Origin of the sequence: Labilibaculum euxinicum (assembly GCF_009795715.1) — a bacterium.
GTDB lineage: Bacteria > Bacteroidota > Bacteroidia > Bacteroidales > Marinifilaceae > Labilibaculum > Labilibaculum euxinus.
This window is the reverse complement of the sequence record NZ_WTCR01000015.1, coordinates 1-20,674: the sequence shown is the minus strand read 5'-3', so window position 1 is coordinate 20,674 and position 20,674 is coordinate 1. Positions and strand designations below refer to the sequence as shown.

Here is a 20,674-nt window from a genome sequence, read left to right as displayed (position 1 = left end):
AGCTATTCCGGTTAACAGTAACAAATTTCAATTATGGTTCTCTTTTACAACCTTTCGATACAATTCTATGTTTTAATAGTGCGAATTGCCGCTTTTTTTAATCCAAAAGCAAAGCAATGGGTAGATGGCAGAAAGAATCTGCTGCCTAAAATTGCAGAGGCGGTTAAAGGAGAAGAGAATTTGGTTTGGTTTCATTCTGCGTCATTGGGCGAGTTTGAGCAAGGCCGGCCGGTCATCGAAAAGTTCAAAGAGGAGCATCCGGAATATAAAATAGTACTCACCTTTTTTTCTCCTTCGGGTTACGAGGTTCGTAAGAATTACGCTGGCGCGGATTTTATTTTCTACCTGCCTCCTGATTTTCCTTCTCATGCAAGACAGTTTGTCGATTTAGTAAACCCTAAAATGGCTTTCTTTATTAAGTATGAATTTTGGCATCATTACCTGAAGGAGCTGAAAAAAAGAAATATTCCAACCTATATATTCTCTACTATTTTCAGACCTAACCAATTGTTTTTTAAGCCTTGGGGCGGATTTTACCGAAGAATGCTATCCGCTTTCACTCATTTTTTTGTGCAGAATCAGGAGTCGGAAGATTTATTGAAAGGTATTGGTTTTAAGAATGTTTCCATAGCAGGAGATACACGGTTTGATAGAGTGTATTCAATAGCAACCGGATCGAAAACATTGCCTAAAGTGGAAGGTTTTAGTCAAGGGAGACTGGTTTTGATTGCAGGCAGCACCTGGCCAAAAGATGAGGAGTTCCTGATTAATTATATAAATACCTCTAAGAACAACTACAAATACATTATTGCCGCTCATGAGGTAGATGAGAACCATATAAAGAATATTGTTGATCAAATTCAGAAACCTTGGGTTCGATACACGAATGCCTCAAAAGAGGAAATTGAAGCGGCCGAGGTTTTGGTGATTGATTGTATTGGAGTTCTTTCTTCTTTGTACCGATATGGTGATGTTTCATATATCGGAGGTGGTTTCGGTCGTGGAATTCATAATACTTTAGAGGCAGCTACCTTTGGTTTGCCTATTATTTTTGGTCCCAATTACCACAAATTTCAAGAGGCAAAAGATTTGATAGAATTGGGCGCCTCATTTTATTATGAAAAATATGAAGAGTTGCAGATTCTTTTAGATAACTATTTTGAAAATGAAAAAGAGCGGCTGTTTTCCGGTGATAAATCGAAAAAATACGTTGATTCAAAAAGAGGAGCAAGTGCTCAAATTCTTTCCGTAATTTAATCCTAACTGAACCAAATTATTAGTTTGATTTTAGAAAACTCAATGTTTGTTGAGGGTGCCGCGTTTTGTAAACCTGTTTTTATTAAATGTGTTTTTTTGGTGACGAAGATGCTTGTGAATACCAATTGATTTTTTAAGTAAATTTTATTAGATGTTTTCTTTTTTGAAAACTTTTCACTTTTTTAATAAAATTATATATCTGAATATGAATTTATTAACATGTTTTTGTGGATAACTTTATTTTAAAGTTGTGTAATAATATTGCTCGGTGTTATCAAGTTGTGTACCTTGCATACTATAAAATTCGCCCTGTTGAAAAGAGGCAAATTATTGATAATAAACAAAGAAACTTATATAATTAACCACACTTTTTTACGATTCTTAATGGAAGTACAGGAGAAGAAGCAACAAGCAACGGAAATGAACGAAACTTTCAATCCCGAAGAAGCATTTCAGGCAACATTTCAATATTTCAATGGAGATGAGCTGGCAGCACGTGTTTGGTTGAACAAGTACGCGTTGAAGGACTCTTATGGAAATATTTATGAAAAGACGCCGGATGATATGCATCGACGAATTGCATCAGAAATTGCAAGAGTTGAGAAAAACTACCCAAACCCACTTAGCGAAGAAGAAATTTTCGCGGTACTAAAAGATTTTAAATACATCGTACCTCAGGGAAGTCCTATGTCGGGAATTGGAAACCGATACCAGATTGCATCCTTGTCGAACTGTTTTGTAATTGGAAATGATGGAGATTCTGATTCTTATGGTGGAATTATGAAGATTGATCAGGAACAAGTGCAGCTGATGAAACGAAGAGGTGGTGTAGGACACGATCTTTCTCATATTCGTCCTAAAGGTTCACCCGTTAAGAATTCTGCTTTGACTTCGACAGGAATTGTTCCTTTTATGGAGCGTTATTCCAATTCAACCCGTGAGGTTGCGCAAGATGGTCGTCGTGGAGCGTTAATGTTGAGTGTTTCTGTTCGTCATCCCGATTCGGAAGATTTTATTGATGCGAAAATGGAGCAGGGTAAAGTTACCGGAGCCAATGTTTCTGTAAAAATGCACGATGAGTTTATGCAGGCCGTTGTTGATGGAACCGAATTCACACAGCAATACCCAATTAACTCAAAGAATCCTACCTACAGTAAAAGTATTGATGCAGCTAAGCTTTGGAAGAAAATTGTTCACAATGCCTGGAAATCAGCAGAACCGGGAATTTTATTTTGGGATACTATCGAAAGAGAATCGGTTCCCGACTGTTATGCAGATTTAGGATACAAAACGGTTTCTACGAATCCTTGCGGCGAAATTCCATTGTGTCCGTACGATAGCTGTCGTTTGCTGGCTATCAACTTGTACAGTTACGTTGAAAATCCATTTACAGAGAAGGCTGAATTTAATTTCGGACTGTTCCGTAAGCATGTGGCCATGGCTCAAAGAATGATGGATGACATCATTGATTTGGAGCTGGAGAAAATTGATGCAATAATTGACAAGATTGAAGAAGATCCTGAAGATAAAGAGATTAAGAGAGTAGAGCGTAATCTTTGGAAAAATATACGGACTAAAGCAGAAGAGGGAAGAAGAACCGGAGTGGGAATTACTGCTGAAGGAGATATGCTTGCCGGTTTAAACCTGCGTTACGGAACTGATGAAGCAATTGATTTTTCTGTTGAAGTTCACAAAACAATTGCTGTAGAAGCTTATCGTTCTTCAGTACATATGGCTAAAGACCGGGGAGCATTTAAAATCTACGACAAAGAGCGTGAAAGCAAAAATCCATTTATTTTGCGCTTAAAGGAAGCAGATGAAAGCCTTTATAAAGAAATGGCTAAATACGGTCGGCGTAACATTGCTTGTTTAACGATTGCTCCAACAGGAACAACCAGTTTAATGACTCAGACCACTTCAGGTATCGAGCCTGTGTTTATGCCTGTTTACAAACGAAGAAGAAAAGTAAACCCTAATGATAAAAATGTTCGTGTCGATTTTGTTGATGAGATTGGCGATAGTTGGGAAGAGTTTGTAGTATTTCATCACAAATTTGTTACCTGGATGGAAGCCAATGGTATCAATGCAGCGCAGCATTTTACAAATGAAGAGATTGAAGAATTGGTTAAACAGTCTCCATACTACAAAGCAACTTCTAATGATGTAGACTGGCTGCAGAAAGTCCGCATGCAGGGGAAAGTGCAAAAGTGGGTTGATCACTCGATTAGTGTAACAGTTAATCTTCCAAATGATGTGCCTGAATCTCTTGTAGGAGAATTGTATATCGAAGCTTGGAAAAGTGGATGTAAAGGTTGTACGGTTTACCGTGATGGTTCCCGTTCGGGTGTTTTGCTTTCCAATGATGCTAAAAAAGAGGAAGACACAGGAATGCCGGAAAAACGCCCTGAAGTATTGGAAGCTGAAGTTGTTCGTTTCCAAAATAACAAGGAAAAGTGGATTGCTTTTATTGGATTGTATAACGGACAACCATATGAAGTATTTACTGGTATTGTTGACGATGAGGAAGGTATTTTATTGCCTAAATCAGTAAGCAAGGGAGTAATTATCAAAAGAAAAGAAGAGGACGGAAGTTCTCGTTATGACTTTCAATTTTGCAATAAACGTGGTTTTAAAACAACATTCGAAGGATTATCTTACAAATTTGATAAGGAGTTTTGGAACTATGCCAAATTAATATCAGGCGTACTTCGCCATGGAATGCCAATTGAAGGTGTAGTAAATTTAGTTGCAGGTTTGCAATTGGATAGTGAGAACATCAACACATGGAAAAACGGTGTTGAGCGTGCCCTTAAAAAATACATTCCAAACGGAACAAAAGTTAAGGGAGGAATATGCGCCAGTTGCGGGTCAGAGCACATCATCTATCAGGAAGGATGTCTGATTTGTCAATCGTGCGGTACTTCAAAATGTGGATAACCAATCTATTATAACAACTCTAAAAAAGGGAAACTTCAACTGAAGTTTCCCTTTTTTTAAATTGTAACATAGTATAGTAAATTACATAGTTACTGGTTAAAGCTACGTGGTCACTCATCTTTTGAACAAAACGGTCAGATCTTTGGAATTTGATTTTTGTGTTACTGATAATTGAATTAACTTAGAGTTAGAGAACAGTTAGACGAATACAGTTGTCAGTTATGAATTTTTCCACAAACTATAATTGGGAAGGCAAAGTACTACTGGTTGCGGAAGATGAGGATTTTAATTTCATATTTTTGGAGGAAATACTCATTGATACCAAAGCCAGGATTATTCGTGCCAGAGATGGGCAGGAAGCACTTGATTTCATTAAGTCGGTTCCAGAGATAGATTTAGTACTAATGGACATGCAAATGCCTGTTATGAATGGTTATGATGCAACCAGAAATATCAAAAAAATAAATAAAAATATGCCAATAATTGCTCAAACGGCATATCATTACGGTGAAGCTTATGAGGAAATAATGGCTGCTGGCTGCGATGATTTTGTATCCAAACCAATTGATATTGGTGGTTTAAAAGATATGATTGACCGATTTCTATTTTAAGTTAATTTTCTGGTTTTATCTCCCCTTTACTTTTGCTCTTATTTCTTATCTTTGTTGCCTAATTAACGGATATAACAATGAACGATAAGAAAGTACGGGTTCGATTTGCTCCTAGTCCTACGGGGCCTCTTCATATGGGAGGTGTTAGAACAGCCCTTTTCAACTATTTATTTGCGAGAAAACACAATGGTGATTTTCTATTGCGTATTGAAGATACTGACCAAACAAGATATGTTCCCGGTGCGGAAGAGTATATTGCAGAATCGTTAAAATGGTGCGGAATTCAAATTGATGAAGGAGCAACTGTGGGTGGAGAATACGGGCCTTACCGCCAGTCGGAGCGCAAGCCAATGTATCGTGAGTATGCCGATCAGCTGATCGCTTCGGGGAATGCATATTATGCTTTTGACACTCCTGAAGAGTTGGATGCAATCCGAAATCAGCATGAAGAAGAGAAAAAGACTTTTACCTACAATTATGCAACCCGCGAAAATTTAAATAACTCTTTGGCTTTATCTGAGGAAGAAGTTCAAAATAAAATTGAGGCCGGCGAAGCTTATGTCGTGCGGTTTAAAATGCCGGTTGGCGAAGAGTTGCAATTGGATGATGAAATAAGAGGTCGTGTAGTATTTAATACTTCCGCTTTAGACGATAAGGTGTTGTTTAAATCAGACGGAATGCCGACTTATCACTTAGCAAATGTGGTAGATGATTATTTAATGAAGATAACCCATGTAATACGCGGGGAGGAATGGTTGCCGTCGATGCCGCTGCATGTGTTGTTGTACAGATCGTTTGGGTGGAAAGATGATATGCCTAAATTTGCTCACCTTCCATTAATTTTGAAACCGGTTGGTAAAGGAAAATTAAGCAAGCGGGATGGAGATAAGTTAGGATTTCCGGTATTTCCATTGGAATGGACAGATCCTAAGACAAACGAAGTTTCATCGGGATACCGTGAAGGCGGATATTTTCCTGAAGCTTTCATAAATATGCTGGCTTTTTTAGGTTGGAATCCTGGAACAGAGCAGGAGATTTTCTCAATGGAAGAGCTTTCTCAGGCATTTTCTTTGGAACGTGTGGGCAAATCGGGTTCTAAGTTCGATCCAGAGAAGACCAAATGGTTCAATCGTCAGTATCTGATGACTAAATCGGATGAAGAGATTGGAATCTTGTTTGCAGAACAAATTTTAAAGGCAAAAGGAATTGATGCTGATCAGGAAACTGTGAATAGGGTGTGTGGCATGGTGAAAGATCGTGTAGACTTTGTTTCGGAACTTTGGGAGCATGTAAATTACTTTTTTGAAGCACCTGTTGAATTCGATGCCAAAACTGTTAAAAAAGGCTGGAAAGAGGATACCCCAGCTTTGGTAACTGAATTAAAAGGCATTTTGGAAGGTATTGAAGATTTTTCATCAGCTAATTCTGAAGAGATTGTAAAAGAATGGATCACTGCCAAGGAAATTGGTTTTGGAAAAGTGATGAATCCTTTCCGTTTGGCTGTGGTAGGTGCCGGTAAAGGTCCTCACATGTTCGATATCATCGAAATACTTGGAAAAAAGGAAACCATTGCCCGTTTGGATTATGCAATGGAGAACATTAAAAAATAATTGAGATTTTTTCTCAATGAGATGAACCACTTCCTTCGGGGAGTGGTTTTTTGTTTAAAGAAAGCCAAGAAAGGTTTTGAAGGGTTGAAAAGTTAAATGGTCAAACAGTCGGAGTCTTAAACTGAGAGTCTTATTTTATGTGGGGTCCTCAGTGATTTAATAATTATTTGTACTGTTGAAAATAAAAAACCTGATAGGATTCTGTCCTATCAGGTTTAATTATATTCTAAAACTGAAAGTTTCCCTTAAAGCAAGCCCTTCAGTGGTTTAGTTGTTACTTCTTTTGGGTTTTAGACCAGGAATCTTTTAAAGAAACCGTACGATTGAAAACTAATTTTTCTGTATTAGAATCTTTATCCACTGAGAAATAGCCCAATCGGGTAAACTGAAAATGATCTTCAGTCTTAGCTTCTTTTAAGCTTGGTTCAACGTAACACTCTCTCAAAATTTGCAGAGAATCAGGATTAATAAATTCCTTAAAGTCTGTTTCTTTCTGAGCATCAGGTGCTTCGTGATTAAAAAGACGATCGTAGATACGAACTTCGGCTTTAGCAGCATGCTTAGCAGAAACCCAGTGAAGTGTTCCTTTTACTTTGCGCCTGCTTTCTTCCGATCCGCTGCCACTCTTAGATTTTGCATCGTAAGTACAGTGAATTTCAGTGATGTTTCCATCAGCATCTTTAACTGCTTTTTCGCACATTACAATGTAAGCAGCTTTTAATCGTACTTCCTGTCCTGGAGTCATTCTAAAGAATTTTTTAGGAGCATCTTCCATAAAATCTTCTCTCTCGATATACAATTCGCGGGAAAAAGGAATATCACGATTTCCGCTTTCCGGATCTTCCGGATTGTTTTCAATGCTTAAAAATTCTTCCTGATTTTCAGGATAATTGGTAATGATCAACTTTACAGGATTCAAAACAGCCATTACACGTGGCGCAGTTTTGTTCAAATCTTCACGAACACAATGCTCTAAAAGTGAAACATCAATTACATTGTTTCGTTTTGCAACACCAATTATATCTGCAAAATTACGAATTGACGCAGGAGTAAATCCTCTTCTTCGCAATCCCGAAACAGTAGGCATACGTGGATCATCCCATCCATTAACATGGTTATCTTTTACCAATTCCAGTAATTTACGCTTACTCATTACTGTGTAGCTTAAGTTTAAACGAGCAAATTCACGCTGTTTTGGTCTGTAATCTGTATCTGTTAAATTATTAACAAACCACTCGTATAGCGGACGGTGAACTTCAAATTCCAACGTACAAATAGAGTGTGTAATGCCTTCAATATAATCCGACTCACCGTGAGCATAATCATACATTGGGTAAATACACCACTGGTCGCCGGTGCGATGATGATGTGCATGCATGATACGGTACATCAATGGATCGCGCATGTGCATATTTGATGAAGTCATGTCAATTTTTGCACGAAGAACTTTTTCTCCATCCTTAAATTCACCATTCTTCATTCTTTCGAATAAATCAAGATTTTCCTCTACGCTTCGGTTGCGATACGGACTTTCGATACCTGGCTCGGTTGGTGATTTTTTCTGCTCAGCAATTTGCGCTGCTGTCTGATCATCCACATATGCTTTGCCATCAGTAATCAACTTCACTGCCCAATCATACAATTGCTGGAAATAATCAGAAGTGTACATTGGTTCACCATCCCACTGAAAGCCTAACCATTTGATGTCATCCATAATGGAATTTACATACTCTGTGTCTTCCTTTACAGGATTGGTATCGTCGAAACGTAAATTACATTTTCCCTGATATTGCTGGGCAAGGCTAAAGTTTAGGCATATCGACTTAGCGTGTCCGATGTGTAAGTACCCGTTTGGTTCCGGAGGGAATCGTGTGTGTACTCTACCATCATTCACATTGTTTTTCAGATCTTCTTCGATAATCTGCTGGATAAAATTAAGAGATTTACTTTCGTTAACATTCTCTTCTTTTACATTTTTGTTATCCATACTACTCAATTTAAAATGATACATGTATTTGCCTGAGATTCGGAACCGAATCCTGCCTTGCTTTTCGAATCGAAATGCGATCTATTAAATGTACAATAATTTGATTGATCAGCTACATTATGAAACGAAAAACAAAAGTATGGAAATTCCAGCAAAATCAATTACGAATTTAGAATTACGAATTACTAAATTGGTTAATACTGGTTCATAAATTGCAAATCATCATTTGGAATTCGTAATTTCTAAAATTTATCTCTTATTTTCGCCAATGAATATCATATCAAAAAAAGATGGGAATTATTGAATTAGAGGGCATGGAATTTTATGCCTATCACGGTTGTTTTAAGGAAGAGCAAATTGTCGGGAATAAATTTACCATTTATGTCCGCATGGAATATAATGCCGAAAAGGCGGTGAAATCGGATTCTATAGGTGATGCTCTGAATTATCAGCGCGCTTACGAAATGATAAAGGAGCAATTGCAAATAAAATCTCATTTGCTTGAACATGTAGGCGAGAGAATTTTGGATGTTTTGTATCAAAATTTCCCGGAATTGGAGCATGCAACAGTAAAAGTATCTAAAATGAACCCTCCGATGGGTGGACAAATAGAAAAAGTAAGCTTAACTTTAAGTCGCTAATTCTTTGATTGAGCTTGTTTTGCAGAAATACCTTGAGATTTTTGTTACAAAAGCTGAAAAAAGTTTGCACGAGTAAATCAGAAATTTATATCTTTGCAACGCCTTTACGGAAGATAGGGTCTCTTGGCCGAGTGGCTAGGCACCGGTCTGCAAAACCGTCTACGGCGGTTCGAATCCGCCAGAGACCTCTAAGTAAATTTATAAAGCCCCAATTCTCAATGAGTTGGGGCTTTGTTGTTTTTAGGTGTTGCCGTTTTTGTTGCCGTTTTGCTTTTTATGTGCAGTCGGAAATATGCTATTTTGAGGTTTTAGTGGTCATCTACTTTCTATCACTAAAGAACCAAAACCTGTGTTATTTTGAAAAGAGGGGTCAACATGATCCGGATTTTTGTTGATCGCTTTTCAGACAGGGGGTCAGTATCCGCCGGATTGTCACTCTTTGTGACTTCTCCATAAGCAGGAAAAAATTTGTTTTCCGATCCGGATTTCAGGGGGTCAACATGATCCGGAATATCCAAAAGACTTAAGCATCTCTCAGAAGCACTTCAATCTGCGCAAGACTTTCTTCATAACGAGTAAATTTATCTATTACAATTTTTGTTTTTGAGTCTGGCGCATCATATGATTTACGTCTGATTGATTTTTGGCTTATAAAATATTCACAAATATCTTTTAACCGTTTAAGCTTTTCAATCCCAATGTCTTTGCTTATTTCCCCCAATGCTAATGTCCTAATATCATCTTTAAGTTCTTGAGAAGCACCTCTTACGTTTGGAAACATTAATCCAATAAGGTCTTTTTTAAGAAACCTCCTTAACTGGTCTTCGTAAATTATCCTTTGAATTTTATCTTTATCATTTAATAAGTCTGTCATAATTGAATTGTATTTTTCTAGTGAATAATCTATGAGTAACCGAAAGCGTTGACAAAAATTTTAAATTTACGACTAACTTCAAATAAATGAACTCAACAGCTATTAAATATGCATTTTGTTACCTGCTGGGCGTTTTCTTCATTTCATTCGAATACTGTATTTTCAAGTCTTCACTGCCCTGATTTTGCTTCTAGGGTTGGTAAAAAAGTGATGGCACAGACAAACTCTTTTGTAATTTTTGGATGTGCGTTGGCTTGTGGGAATTGCAAGTGTGATTGGCTGTGTGGGATGGATTCATTTTATTGAATCTTATTAATTAAGTCCTTAAAATTAGTATGTATTTTTTTTTCAATAATACCAGTAGACAAGTTATTACTCTTTGCCAAATAGTCAATTACAACTTTCACATCACTAGGTCTAGTTATTCGATTACCAATCGAGGTATAAGGTGAATCCGTTTCTGTCAGGATCTTATCAAGAGGAATCTCTGAAATCAATTTTTGTCCTGAATTACTTTTAACCATAGAAGGATTAATTGAGAAATAATACCCACTCTTTAAAATTTGTCTTAAGACGGTTAATCCACCAGAATACCAATGAAAAATCACGTTCTCTATTCTGTGTTTTCTCAATAATTCAAGTACTTCTTTTTCCGCCCTTCTAGAATGAAGACTTACAATCTTGTTTTTAGTTTTTATAGTTTCTAAAACAAACTCAAAACTTTTAATCTGAATTTCTTTAGTTGCAATTCCTTCTTTAGAAAAGTCTAAACCGATTTCTCCAATATATGATGTTTTCTCGATGTTATTCTTAAACCTTAATAACTCGCCATGATGCTTTTGCGCCAATAAAGGATGCAAACCTAAAGCCATTCTAATATATTTAAAGCTCTTAATATGAGGAAATCCCATTTCAAAATGACTAGGTAAATTAGTCATTCCGATAGTAATAATCTTTTGTCTTTCACATTCTTTGATTACCTGTAATGGGGTCTCAAACATATCAAAATGACAATGAGTGTCTATAATCATAAACCAATTTTATTTTTAATTTTCTGATTACCTTTTTGTGATATCCAGTTCTTTATTTCAGTGCGGGTTCTTTCAATAACTAGAGCATAATCTCTAACTTTTTCTAGTGGAAATGCTCCATTTACCAATATGTTTTTTTCAATATTTTCTATGCTAATATCTTTGTTTAAATAATCAAAGAAAGCAAGAAGGTCTTGCTGTTCTAATTTTTCGTCGCTAGTATTAAAAATATCAATCCCATATAATTCATTATCTGAATTTGTCTTATTTAAAGCTACACGACGATATAAGCAAGGCATACAGCGACCACAATGTTCTGTTCCTGTTCTATTATCCCAATGATAATTATGTCCTCTTTTTGCGCATGAGCAAGTTAGTTTCATTGAATTAACTAAGATATTTTGATTTATGCACTCTTCGACCATTTCCCCTTTGGTTTTAAGTTCGTATGGATTCTTAATTTTATTTGATATTCCAATATGATTAAGTACGTTCTGCAATGATGTTAAAAAATGAGGATGAGCAGTTCTAGTACTACAACTACTTCGGCGAGAAGCAGTAAGCGGATGATTTATTGCAATTGTACCATTTTCAGGAATCAACACATCAATATCATTTGATATTGAATTTGCGTATAGAATTCCTATACTTAAAAATAAAAGAGAGCGACTTCTTGTTGTGATTTCATTTTTATAATTATCACCATTCGTAATATTGCTTAATGAGACTTTTATCCTCGACCACGATAACTTTTCGTCATACATTTGTTTCAGAGATTTGTAGCTATCATCTTGATCTTGCATGACTCCTTTAAAATTTCCATCAGAATGAGATGCAAGTAATATTTTACTATTTCTCATATCTTCGGATTGATCTATTATGCCAATAAATGAGTCAAGCCCACCTGAGAATAAACTCACTACTGAATACTCTTTTAGATTAGTCCTATTATCATGGTAAATTTTTAAATCTTTTTTGGTCGGAAAATAATATGATTTTATTTTGTGACCTTCAAAAGAGATATTCCACAGGTCACCAGTCAAAAAGTTAAGAGCATTTTCTAAATTTTCTTTTTCTAAATTCCATTTTAGAGGGTCTGATACTGGAAATGAAACTTCAAATTCCCTCGACCAACCATTTATAGAGTATTTATCTCTACTTATTGCATTATCTATACCATAAGTAATGATTCCCATTAATAATAAATCAAAAGCATAATTATTTGGCAATCCAACTCTTTGGTAAACTTCAGAGTAACTAACCTTTAAGTTACATTCTTGTTTGTTTTCGTTTTCGGGTTCAAAACTTAGTTTCATACTAGAAAACTTACCTTTTGTAGGTTCTTGGTAATCAAAATTAATTTTCATAACCTTCAAATGCTTTTAATGTATCTTCAAAAATATTTTTAACCATTCTATCACCTTCTTCGCCATTCCATTGGATTTTACTCAAATCGCTATTTCTTGAAATATTTTTAACTTTTTCAAAAAGGAAGTCTTTTAATTGTCGATAAAGATTGCCACACTTAGACTTTCCTTTATCCTTTATAAGTTTTTCATAAAAATCGATTGAAAGATGTTCGTATATATATAAAGCATAGTATTTAACCATCAATTCTTCAATACCATACTCCTCAATTTTTTCTTGGAAATTCCTTTCTAGTTCTTGAAAATCTTTTGCTTCAGCTAAGATTTCACACAACAACTGTCTTTCTGCTTCCTTAGCGGCAGTGTCATCTATTGTTGCAGCAACACCAGCGCAATACTCAAGTAGATGATTTATTAAATCATTGGGAGATTGAGATCCGTCATAATCAAAGCCTGAATTAACCAACGCCTGAGAAAAGCCTACGGTACTTATATCTCCAAAAAATCCACCTATTTTTTGTGCGGTTCGAATACCTGATTTACCTCCAATTTTTGAACCGCCTCTCCCTGCAATATTGGAACCACCTAATAAATTAACAAAACGACTAGTAATTTTAGCTAATTTTTCAGTTGAAATTTTACCATCATCACATGCTCTTGTTATACTATCACTTAGTGGCCCCCAATTGGGGTTTTTAGAAAATCCAGAATATGCTTGAGAAGTTCCCATATTATTTCTTTTTTGAGGGGTTAAACTTGGTTAAGATTTTATTTATTGCAGGAATATTATCAAATCTTTTTAGTGATTCTACAATCGAAGGAGGAACAAGTCTTCCTATTTTTGAAATTGTATTAATATATATATCGATGCATTCATTAATGTTTTCATCCATTGAATAGTTGAAAATATCATATAATCGCTTTTTTTCAGGTTCTGAAATAATTTGTTGACTTAATAACGTAAAAAACAACTCCTTTTCAGTACTACTCAATGGAATAAGCTCTTCAGTAATTATATTTTTGGTTAGTTTTCCAGGCAATTCTTCTTCAAGTTTCAATAATAATGATTTAATGAAAGGAGGAACCAGTGTATTGCTTTGTATTGCGGAAAGTTTATCCCTTGACAGCCAAAAATAATCGCGTAAATCAAAATCAGATAATTTGGGGGCTACTTTTACCCAATTAATGACTTTATAATTATTCCATAATTTATAATTTTCATTCAACGCTGAAGTTGCTTTAGTTTTATCTTCGCAAATATTCTCAATCTCAATTAATTCTTTCGGTTTGCCTTTTTGGGATATTTGCCATTTATAAAGTTGTTCAAATAGTTTTAATTCAGCATATTCTAGAACCATTAATTTTGCAAGAATATCATCTTTGAAGTCATCAATATTTGCAACCTTTGCAAGTTTCTTTCGAAGCATAAAAGTGTTTAGAAATCTCTTTATTTGCCTAGGATTACCATATAAGCTCTCTGTTATTATTGGTGATAGCTTTGATATTAATGATACGCTCTTACTTAATTGTTGAAGTTCTGATTCATCAAGAACTATCTGGATATTAGAGTAATCAAATACACTATACCTATCTTTAATCTTAAAAAGTTTAAAAGCGTTAATTACTTTTTGAAAGGCATTTGAATCCAAATCTCGTTCACAGAAAAGAAGCGTAATATAAGTTTCAACTTCAGAATCTGATAACTTTGGTAAGTTATATGGTATCTGAATTAACTTTTCGAGATAATCATTTACGATACGGTCATTTTTGTTTTCGTCAGGAGAATTGAAAGATTGATTATTATAACGATATTCTATGGCATGTCTAACTATTCTGGGGTCTGCTCCAATTACAAATGCAGTGTTTTTAACATTTAAAAATAATTTTATTGCCTCTAGATTATCGACGATTCTATCGGGCGTACATCTGTCTAAATCATCAACTAATATGACCAGCTTGTTGATTTTTGAATTCTCTATTAGTTCCTCAAAATCATTTCTAAATTCCCTTATTGATGAGATTTCTTTCTCTTTCTCAGGTGTTGTAATAAATTGTTTGATGAAGGATTCTGCCTCACCATTTTTTATTTTGCCAAGCAGTTCTTCTGGTTTTTCTGCGGCACTTGTCAAGCCTTGTGCTAATTGAGGAATAAGACTTGCTCCCCCTGTTAAATATGCAGAAACAACAGGGACTGCAATATTCTTAAAGCCATACCCAACGGCTCTCATCCAATCAACAGAATTAATAAGCTTACCAATATTTTCTTTGAGACCTTCTCCAAATTTCTTAGAATCTTCAAATTCTTTAATAATCGATTCTAATAATGCAGCTTTTGCATCATCGTAGCCCTCAAATATCCACCCATTAAAATACAAGCAAACAGTTCCATTGTCAGGGTCATCTATTTTATTTTTTAGTGTTTCTAATATACTAGATTTTCCACTTCCCCAATCACCAAATAAACCAATAGTTATTGGTAATAAGGATTCATCGCATAATAACTCTTTTATAAGGTCTGCATGAACATCAAATCCTAGAAAATCTTTATCGGTAACATTATCAGCCCACATATTTAGTCCTTTTTAAATTAACGTAATTTCTAATTAAGTTATCTCTGTTTAATCTGGTCTTTTAATATTGTATACACAATAGTTTACAACATTCAGAATATTTCAGAAAAGTGAATGTATAAGTCAAAACTAGATGTATATATTTACTTTGAAATCTTTAGATATGTGAAAATTAAATAAAGCTACTATTTTTGAATTAAGATTCATACTGTCAAACCTGCCAACTTCTCGAAAAAAGAAATTCTATTCAGTATGTACTAAACATCACATCAAATAAATAGATCTTTAAGTTGAATAATACCCAACGAATGGATGCGCTTGGTAAACGATTAACTAGTCAGCTAGGAGCGTAAAGACGGGTATTTAAAAATTTTGGAATATTGATTCGTTGGGAATTTCCATTTCACCAGTTCAATATGGTTGTTTGGAGGATAGGAATAAATACGGCAACCGGCTTTCGGTATTTTTAAATAAGCTTATATATATATCGGAAACAACTTCTATTTTGCCTATAAATAGGGGTGTTTAGTGGATAAGTGCATACGACAGGAAACGGGTTTAAGACGTGTCTAAACGGGTTTACGGTATTCTTAAGTAAAAAATAAACATGTTTATTTGGAAAAGAACTTCGCTTTTACCCTATAAATGGGGGTGTTCAGCGAATAAGTGCATAGGGCAGAAAGTCATTTTAAACGGGTTTAAACGGGTTTATGGTATTCTTAAGTAAAAAATAAGCATGTTTACTTGGAATAACAACTTCTCTTTTGCCTATAAATAGGGGTGTTTAGCGAATAAGGGAAAAATACAAAAAGCCATTTTAAACGGGTTTACGGTATCCTTCAGTAAAAAATACGCTTGTTTATTTGGAAAACAACTTCGCTTTCACCTATAAATAGAGGTGTTCAGCGAATAAGGGCATACTACGGAAAACCGTTTTAAACGGGTCTAAACCGGTTTACGGTATTCTTCAGTAAAAAATAAGCTTTTTTTTTGGAAAACAACTTCGCTTTTGCCTTATAAATAGGAGTGTTCAGCTAATAAGTGCATACTACAGAAAATAGGTTTAAGACGTGTCTAAACGGGTTTCCGGTATTCTTAATTAAAAAATAAGCTTGTTTATTTGGAAAACAACTTCGCTTTTGCCTATAAATAGGGGTGTCTAGCGAATAAGTGCATACTACAGAAAACCGGTTTAAGACTGGTCTAAACGGGTTTCTGGTATTCTTAAGTGAAAAATAAGCTCAAATGTCTGGGAAATAACTTTGCTTTCTCTTGAAAATAAGGATGTTCATCGAATAAGTGCATAGTGCAGAAAACCCGTTTAAAGCAGGTCTAAACCGGTTTACGGTATTTTTGAGCCTAGAATTAAGAAATATCTTTTGAGTAGAAATTTTCATGCCTGCTTATAAACATGGAGTTCCTAAAATATACTCCAAATAAAATAGCGTTAAGTCAAAGGATCAATTACTATTTCCAACTCTGTTCAAATTTCTCACCATATACAGACTCATAGTGGATAATATAATTCAATGCGTCAAAACCTTTTACAATCACAGGATCTCTATAATTATCATTTACAGCCCATAAGAAAGGTTCATTTTTTTGTGCCGGAATATATAAACCCGTTGGGATAACTTTGTAAAGTATTTTGTCAGATGTTAAATCTAAGTTTTGCATTACACTGCGATAATCATCTTTATTGTTGTCAATTCTCACTGATTTTTCATTTACAATAATTGTAAGTTCTTTAATTATAGCAGGCCCAACTCCATTATTTATAATGAATAATCCCTTTTGATGATTATCAGACAAAAAATTATCAAAAAAAATCAAGCTCGGTTTTACTGTCAATCTATTGTGCTTTCGGGTCACACTCCCTTGCCAAATAGTTAAGCCAAGGGCAAGAATTGCTATCAAGCTTGTTAGTTTCGTTCCATTGTCCAGAGACATAACCAAATTCCATGTTTCGTCAATCATCATCATTTACTTTTAGAATTTAAATACTTTTTCTTCATGAATTCGAGTTGGGCTAATAAATATTATCCAACAAACTAACTTAACAAAAAAATATGAATGTTTTTGTAAATTTCATTTAAAGGAAGTTGTTATCTTGATATCGGGGTAAATTGCTAATGATCTCAATTTTTAAATCTTTTCTTGTTAATTAAAGTTGATTTATTTTGATTCTAACCTATTCCGGTTATTTAGTATTGGAATAAAAAAGAGAGCTCATGAAAGCTCCCTTCTTTTGTTCCCGTACTTACATGGCATGTTTTCTCAATTGCGCTTACTTTTTTTACTAACCTTTGATATGGTATGTCGGGAACATCCAAGCATATTCTGAATATAATTGTAGCTTTTTCCATCAATGAGCAAACTCTCAATTTTTCCTTGAAGCTCAATATCTTCGGGGCGACCTTTATATTTACCTAATGATTTTGCCTTTTGTACACCTTCGGATTGTCTGCGCCTCCTATCCACATAATCTTTTCGAGCCGTAGCGGCCAATATATCCAGCATCATAGAATTAATGGCATCTAATATTCGTTTCTGAAATTCATCTGTAGATTTGGCAAAATTGTAACTGGTTGGCAAATCCATTGATATTATTTTTAGTTTATTCTCAATGATGATACTCTTTAACTTTTGCCAGTCGCTCTCAGACAGTCTTGTTATCCTATCTATTTGCTCAATCAAAATTGCATCATCCGGCTCTGCCATTTCCAACAATCGAAATAATTCAGGACGGTTCAATTTTGCACCGGATTCATTTTCGATAAACCAGCCTGAAATTCTTATTTGCAAATTCCCTGCAAAATCAATTAATGTGCTTTTTGCTCTATTTGCATCCTGATCTTTGGTCGATGCTCTTAAATATCCATATACTCTCATTGCCTAGTGCATTTTATGTGGTTCTTTAATTATGGTGCATTAAACATTGATTTTTGTCCTTACTGCACCATTATATCTGTGGTTTCGCTTAGGTATACGTACAGGCATTGATAAAATATCAGAAACGACTAAGCTAATTTATAATATCAAAAACAAATCTGAATATAGTTTGTTTGATAAAACTGGATTGAAGTTGTCTAGAATTATTGACCTCCAACTATGGGAGGTATTAAAAAAAGTACAAGAACTCACTAGATATATTAATATATCAGATCCTGATATCTTACAATCTATTGTGCCCAAATATTACGACCACATAGAAAACTATTTAGGAGGATTGGTACAACAAATTAAGGATTATAACAACTTCCTCAAACAACAGAACAAAGCAACAGAATAACAACAAAAGCCACACAGATAAATTTATCGATGTGGCTTTTTTCATTTCTTAATACCACCAAAGATTTAAATAAGCCTTTTGCCTAATTAAAAAAAACACTGAAATTTTAAATAAGGATGTTTTCATTTAATGAAAATGGGTTTTTCTTTAAATGAGAGTAGAAACGCCCAAATGAATTAATCGGTTGTTGGAATCCCACGATTTAAGACGACATTCGGTTATTGTTAAAATTGCGAGATTTTGGTAAAATCTCGCAATTTCAAGATGTTTTTTTGAATCCCATGATTTTAAATAAAATTAGTTTATTGCTAGAATTGCGAGATTTGTGTAAGATCTCGCAATTTCAAGATGTTTTTTTTTATAATCACATTATTAAAAACTATATTCGTTTATTGATGGAAAAGCGAGATTTGTGTAAAACCTCGCAATTTTAAAATTTATACTAAAAGGAAAATGATTGAGCAGCCGCCTAAATTTAAACAGAGTACTAGTGCTATTAATCTAATGATTGAATTGCAAAATAATGGGTTATTAAAGGTTATTCAGGATGATTATTTGTATTGGGATAAATTAAAATATAAAGCTCGGGAATATGATCCTGCAAAATTATGGGATGCGATAAAACTTCATCGGTTAATAAATAGCAATGTTGTTGAGTTTGGGAGATATAAATTTTCTTTCATGCTGACTGATTTTATACAAAGAAGCTTGCATCGTTTTGATATGCATTTTGGCGGTACTTTAAGTAGTAATATTGGAATTGCAGAAACAGACAAGGAAAAATTTATTATTAGCTCATTAATAGAGGAAGCAATTTCAAGTAGTCAAATAGAAGGTGCTAATACAACTCGGAAAAAGGCGAAAGAAATGATCCAAAAGGATCAAAAACCTAAAAGTAAAGATGAGCTAATGATTCTGAATAATTTTGTTACAATGCAAGAAATAGCAGAGAGCAAGACAGAAGAAATTACACCTGAAAGGATACTTTTTATACATCGTTTAATATCTAATAACACCTTAGATAATAAGATGGACGAGGGTAAGTTTAGGGAAAATAACGATATTTATGTGGTTAATACTGCAAGTAGTGAAACGGTACACACTCCACCTGATTTTACTGAAATTTCTGATTTGATGAATGATCTATGTTCATTCTTTAATCATGATACGGATGATTTTATTCACCCAATTATTAAAGGTTGTATTATTCATTTTATGTTAGCATGGATACATCCCTTTGCTGATGGTAATGGTAGAACATCGAGGGCTTTATTTTACTGGTATATGCTGAAAAAAGGCTACTGGATGACAGAATATTTGTCAATTTCAAGGATTATTAAGGGGTCGAAAAACCAGTATGAAAAGGCTTTCCTTTATACGGAGTCGGACGGAAATGATTTGAGTTATTTTATAACATACCACATAAGGACTATGGAAAAAGCCATAGATGCTTTAAAAATATACATCAATCGAAAGCAAAAAGAGGTCTCCCAAGCTTCGAAGTTTTTAAAAATACCTTCTGTTAATGATAGAATGGCTCAGATATTGAAAATCATTTATGATGATTCAGATAGAGTTCTTAATACTAAGGAAATAGAATCGAGATTTAGTATTTCCAATTACACGGCTAGGGCTGACCTAAGAAATCTTGTTGAATTAGGGTTTCTTGAGATTATTCAAGTCAATAAAAAGAAGCAAAACTTTATAAAGTCAACAAGCTTTGACAAAATAATGAAAACTCATAATTTATAAAAAATAAAAGACAGCGTGTAAGTTATCTTTTGTTGAAATTGCGAGATTTGTGTGAAATCTCGCAATTTTTACTTTTATAGGGTTATAGTTTAGCCCCGAAAAAGACTGGAGTAAAATTTCACATTTAAAACAGTTAAATTTAGGGTATGAAAAGACGTTGGACATTAGAAGAAAAACTAGCCATTTTAAGCGAGGCAGAAACAGGTAATGTAGTAGAAGTTTGTAGAAGGTATAATGTTAGTACTGGATCTTTCTATAATTGGAAAAAGAAGTTCGATACTAAGGGAGAAGCCGGCTTAAAAGTGAAATATGATACCAGTAGTCCAGAGATGAAGAAAGCTGAGGAAGAGATTCGGATTCTACGCAAGCTTTTAGCAGACCGGGAAATTGAATTGGAAATTCAGAAAGAACTTCTAAAAAAAAAGTTTGGAACAGACGATCCAAGAAAAATCTAGTAGATCGTTTCTTCGAAAAGTATACTGTAAGTATCAAAGATTTATTAAAGTATGTAGGACTCTCTGAGAGTAGTTATTACTATAAAGAGAAGCTAAATGGCAGAAAAGGTGTTTTGCCTGGCAAGCAAACCAACCACAGTAAGGATGGCCTGGTTGAAGAAAGGACTGTTGTAGAAGCTATAAAAGGCGTATTGGAGCATGAGTTTATTGATTGTGGTTATCGAATAATGACAAAGTATCTTCAGCGTAAAGGTTATAAGATCAATCACAAGAAAGTGTACAGAATAATG

16 protein-coding genes and 1 tRNA gene are annotated in these 20,674 nt (G+C 34.5%); 9 read left to right on the top strand and 8 right to left on the bottom strand.

Annotation, left to right across the window (positions count from 1 at the left end):
* Positions 1–33: 33 nt before the first annotated feature.
* From GQR60_RS17140 to gltX, 4 genes are all read left to right on the top strand, one after another.
* The gene (locus tag GQR60_RS17140) at positions 34–1,257 is read left to right on the top strand and encodes a 3-deoxy-D-manno-octulosonic acid transferase (RefSeq protein WP_124994109.1); all 1,224 of its coding nucleotides are present in this window, start codon (positions 34–36) and stop codon (positions 1,255–1,257) included.
* A 312-nt stretch (positions 1,258–1,569) separates the two neighbouring features.
* Positions 1,570–4,194, top strand: coding sequence for an adenosylcobalamin-dependent ribonucleoside-diphosphate reductase (locus GQR60_RS17135; protein ID WP_225441448.1), 2,625 nt, complete (start codon positions 1,570–1,572; stop codon positions 4,192–4,194).
* A 221-nt stretch (positions 4,195–4,415) separates the two neighbouring features.
* Positions 4,416–4,805, top strand: coding sequence for a response regulator (locus tag GQR60_RS17130; RefSeq protein ID WP_124994108.1), 390 nt, complete (start codon positions 4,416–4,418; stop codon positions 4,803–4,805).
* Between the two features lie 77 nt (positions 4,806–4,882).
* Entirely contained in the window at positions 4,883–6,415 is a 1,533-nt protein-coding gene (gene gltX, locus GQR60_RS17125) for a glutamate--tRNA ligase (protein WP_124994107.1), read from the top strand.
* A gap of 274 nt (positions 6,416–6,689) precedes the next feature.
* On the opposite strand, the gene GQR60_RS17120 is transcribed toward gltX, so the two are convergent.
* Entirely contained in the window at positions 6,690–8,402 is a 1,713-nt protein-coding gene (locus GQR60_RS17120) for a glutamine--tRNA ligase/YqeY domain fusion protein (protein WP_124994106.1), read from the bottom strand.
* A 290-nt stretch (positions 8,403–8,692) separates the two neighbouring features.
* Between GQR60_RS17120 and folB the strand changes: the two genes are divergently transcribed.
* Positions 8,693–9,043: a dihydroneopterin aldolase gene (gene folB, locus GQR60_RS17115; RefSeq protein ID WP_124994105.1), complete on the top strand. Its 351-nt coding sequence runs from the start codon at positions 8,693–8,695 to the stop codon at positions 9,041–9,043.
* A 117-nt stretch (positions 9,044–9,160) separates the two neighbouring features.
* Positions 9,161–9,231: transfer RNA gene (locus GQR60_RS17110), tRNA-Cys, on the top strand.
* A 335-nt stretch (positions 9,232–9,566) separates the two neighbouring features.
* Here the strand turns inward: GQR60_RS17110 and GQR60_RS17105 are convergent.
* The 7 genes from GQR60_RS17105 to GQR60_RS17075 form a co-directional block, all read right to left on the bottom strand.
* Positions 9,567–9,917 (bottom strand): hypothetical protein, encoded by a 351-nt coding sequence (locus GQR60_RS17105; protein WP_124994104.1) that lies wholly within the window; start codon positions 9,915–9,917, stop codon positions 9,567–9,569.
* Between the two features lie 299 nt (positions 9,918–10,216).
* Positions 10,217–10,948 (bottom strand): Qat anti-phage system TatD family nuclease QatD, encoded by a 732-nt coding sequence (gene qatD, locus GQR60_RS17100; RefSeq protein WP_124994103.1) that lies wholly within the window; start codon positions 10,946–10,948, stop codon positions 10,217–10,219.
* On the bottom strand, positions 10,945–12,315 hold the full coding sequence (gene qatC / locus GQR60_RS17095) for a Qat anti-phage system QueC-like protein QatC (protein ID WP_124994102.1): 1,371 nt from the start codon (positions 12,313–12,315) through the stop codon (positions 10,945–10,947). Before qatC ends, qatD begins: the two co-directional genes overlap by 4 nt.
* Entirely contained in the window at positions 12,305–13,045 is a 741-nt protein-coding gene (locus GQR60_RS17090; RefSeq protein WP_124994101.1) for a hypothetical protein, read from the bottom strand. The genes qatC and GQR60_RS17090 overlap by 11 nt, the downstream gene beginning before the upstream one ends.
* A gap of 1 nt (position 13,046) precedes the next feature.
* The gene (locus GQR60_RS17085) at positions 13,047–14,885 is read right to left on the bottom strand and encodes a KAP family P-loop NTPase fold protein (protein WP_124994100.1); all 1,839 of its coding nucleotides are present in this window, start codon (positions 14,883–14,885) and stop codon (positions 13,047–13,049) included.
* Positions 14,886–16,352: 1,467 nt separating this feature from the next.
* The gene (locus GQR60_RS17080; RefSeq protein WP_124994099.1) at positions 16,353–16,862 is read right to left on the bottom strand and encodes a hypothetical protein; all 510 of its coding nucleotides are present in this window, start codon (positions 16,860–16,862) and stop codon (positions 16,353–16,355) included.
* Between the two features lie 300 nt (positions 16,863–17,162).
* Complete coding sequence (locus GQR60_RS17075) at positions 17,163–17,777, bottom strand: recombinase family protein (RefSeq protein WP_124994098.1); 615 nt, start codon at positions 17,775–17,777, stop codon at positions 17,163–17,165.
* 853 nt (positions 17,778–18,630) lie between these two features.
* On the opposite strand from GQR60_RS17075, the gene GQR60_RS17070 reads away from it, so the two are divergent.
* From GQR60_RS17070 to GQR60_RS20450, 3 genes are all read left to right on the top strand, one after another.
* Complete coding sequence (locus GQR60_RS17070) at positions 18,631–19,929, top strand: Fic family protein (RefSeq protein WP_124994097.1); 1,299 nt, start codon at positions 18,631–18,633, stop codon at positions 19,927–19,929.
* 146 nt (positions 19,930–20,075) lie between these two features.
* Complete coding sequence (locus tag GQR60_RS17065) at positions 20,076–20,384, top strand: transposase (protein WP_124994096.1); 309 nt, start codon at positions 20,076–20,078, stop codon at positions 20,382–20,384.
* A gap of 113 nt (positions 20,385–20,497) precedes the next feature.
* On the top strand, positions 20,498–20,674 hold a 177-nt coding region (locus GQR60_RS20450), incomplete at its 3' end, for an IS3 family transposase (protein WP_160463512.1).

Coding starts and splice junctions, on each gene's coding strand:
- gltX (WP_124994107.1), top strand. CDS start 4,883: ATGAACGATAAGAAAGTACGGGTTCGATTTGCTCCTAGTCCTACGGGG.
- qatC (WP_124994102.1), bottom strand. CDS start 12,315: ATGAAAATTAATTTTGATTACCAAGAACCTACAAAAGGTAAGTTTTCT.
- GQR60_RS17120 (WP_124994106.1), bottom strand. CDS start 8,402: ATGGATAACAAAAATGTAAAAGAAGAGAATGTTAACGAAAGTAAATCT.
- GQR60_RS17090 (WP_124994101.1), bottom strand. CDS start 13,045: ATGGGAACTTCTCAAGCATATTCTGGATTTTCTAAAAACCCCAATTGG.
- folB (WP_124994105.1), top strand. CDS start 8,693: ATGGGAATTATTGAATTAGAGGGCATGGAATTTTATGCCTATCACGGT.
- GQR60_RS17075 (WP_124994098.1), bottom strand. CDS start 17,777: ATGAGAGTATATGGATATTTAAGAGCATCGACCAAAGATCAGGATGCA.
- GQR60_RS17065 (WP_124994096.1), top strand. CDS start 20,076: ATGAAAAGACGTTGGACATTAGAAGAAAAACTAGCCATTTTAAGCGAG.
- GQR60_RS17105 (WP_124994104.1), bottom strand. CDS start 9,917: ATGACAGACTTATTAAATGATAAAGATAAAATTCAAAGGATAATTTAC.
- qatD (WP_124994103.1), bottom strand. CDS start 10,948: ATGATTATAGACACTCATTGTCATTTTGATATGTTTGAGACCCCATTA.
- GQR60_RS17130 (WP_124994108.1), top strand. CDS start 4,416: ATGAATTTTTCCACAAACTATAATTGGGAAGGCAAAGTACTACTGGTT.
- GQR60_RS17085 (WP_124994100.1), bottom strand. CDS start 14,885: ATGTGGGCTGATAATGTTACCGATAAAGATTTTCTAGGATTTGATGTT.
- GQR60_RS17140 (WP_124994109.1), top strand. CDS start 34: ATGGTTCTCTTTTACAACCTTTCGATACAATTCTATGTTTTAATAGTG.
- GQR60_RS17070 (WP_124994097.1), top strand. CDS start 18,631: ATGATTGAGCAGCCGCCTAAATTTAAACAGAGTACTAGTGCTATTAAT.
- GQR60_RS17080 (WP_124994099.1), bottom strand. CDS start 16,862: ATGATTGACGAAACATGGAATTTGGTTATGTCTCTGGACAATGGAACG.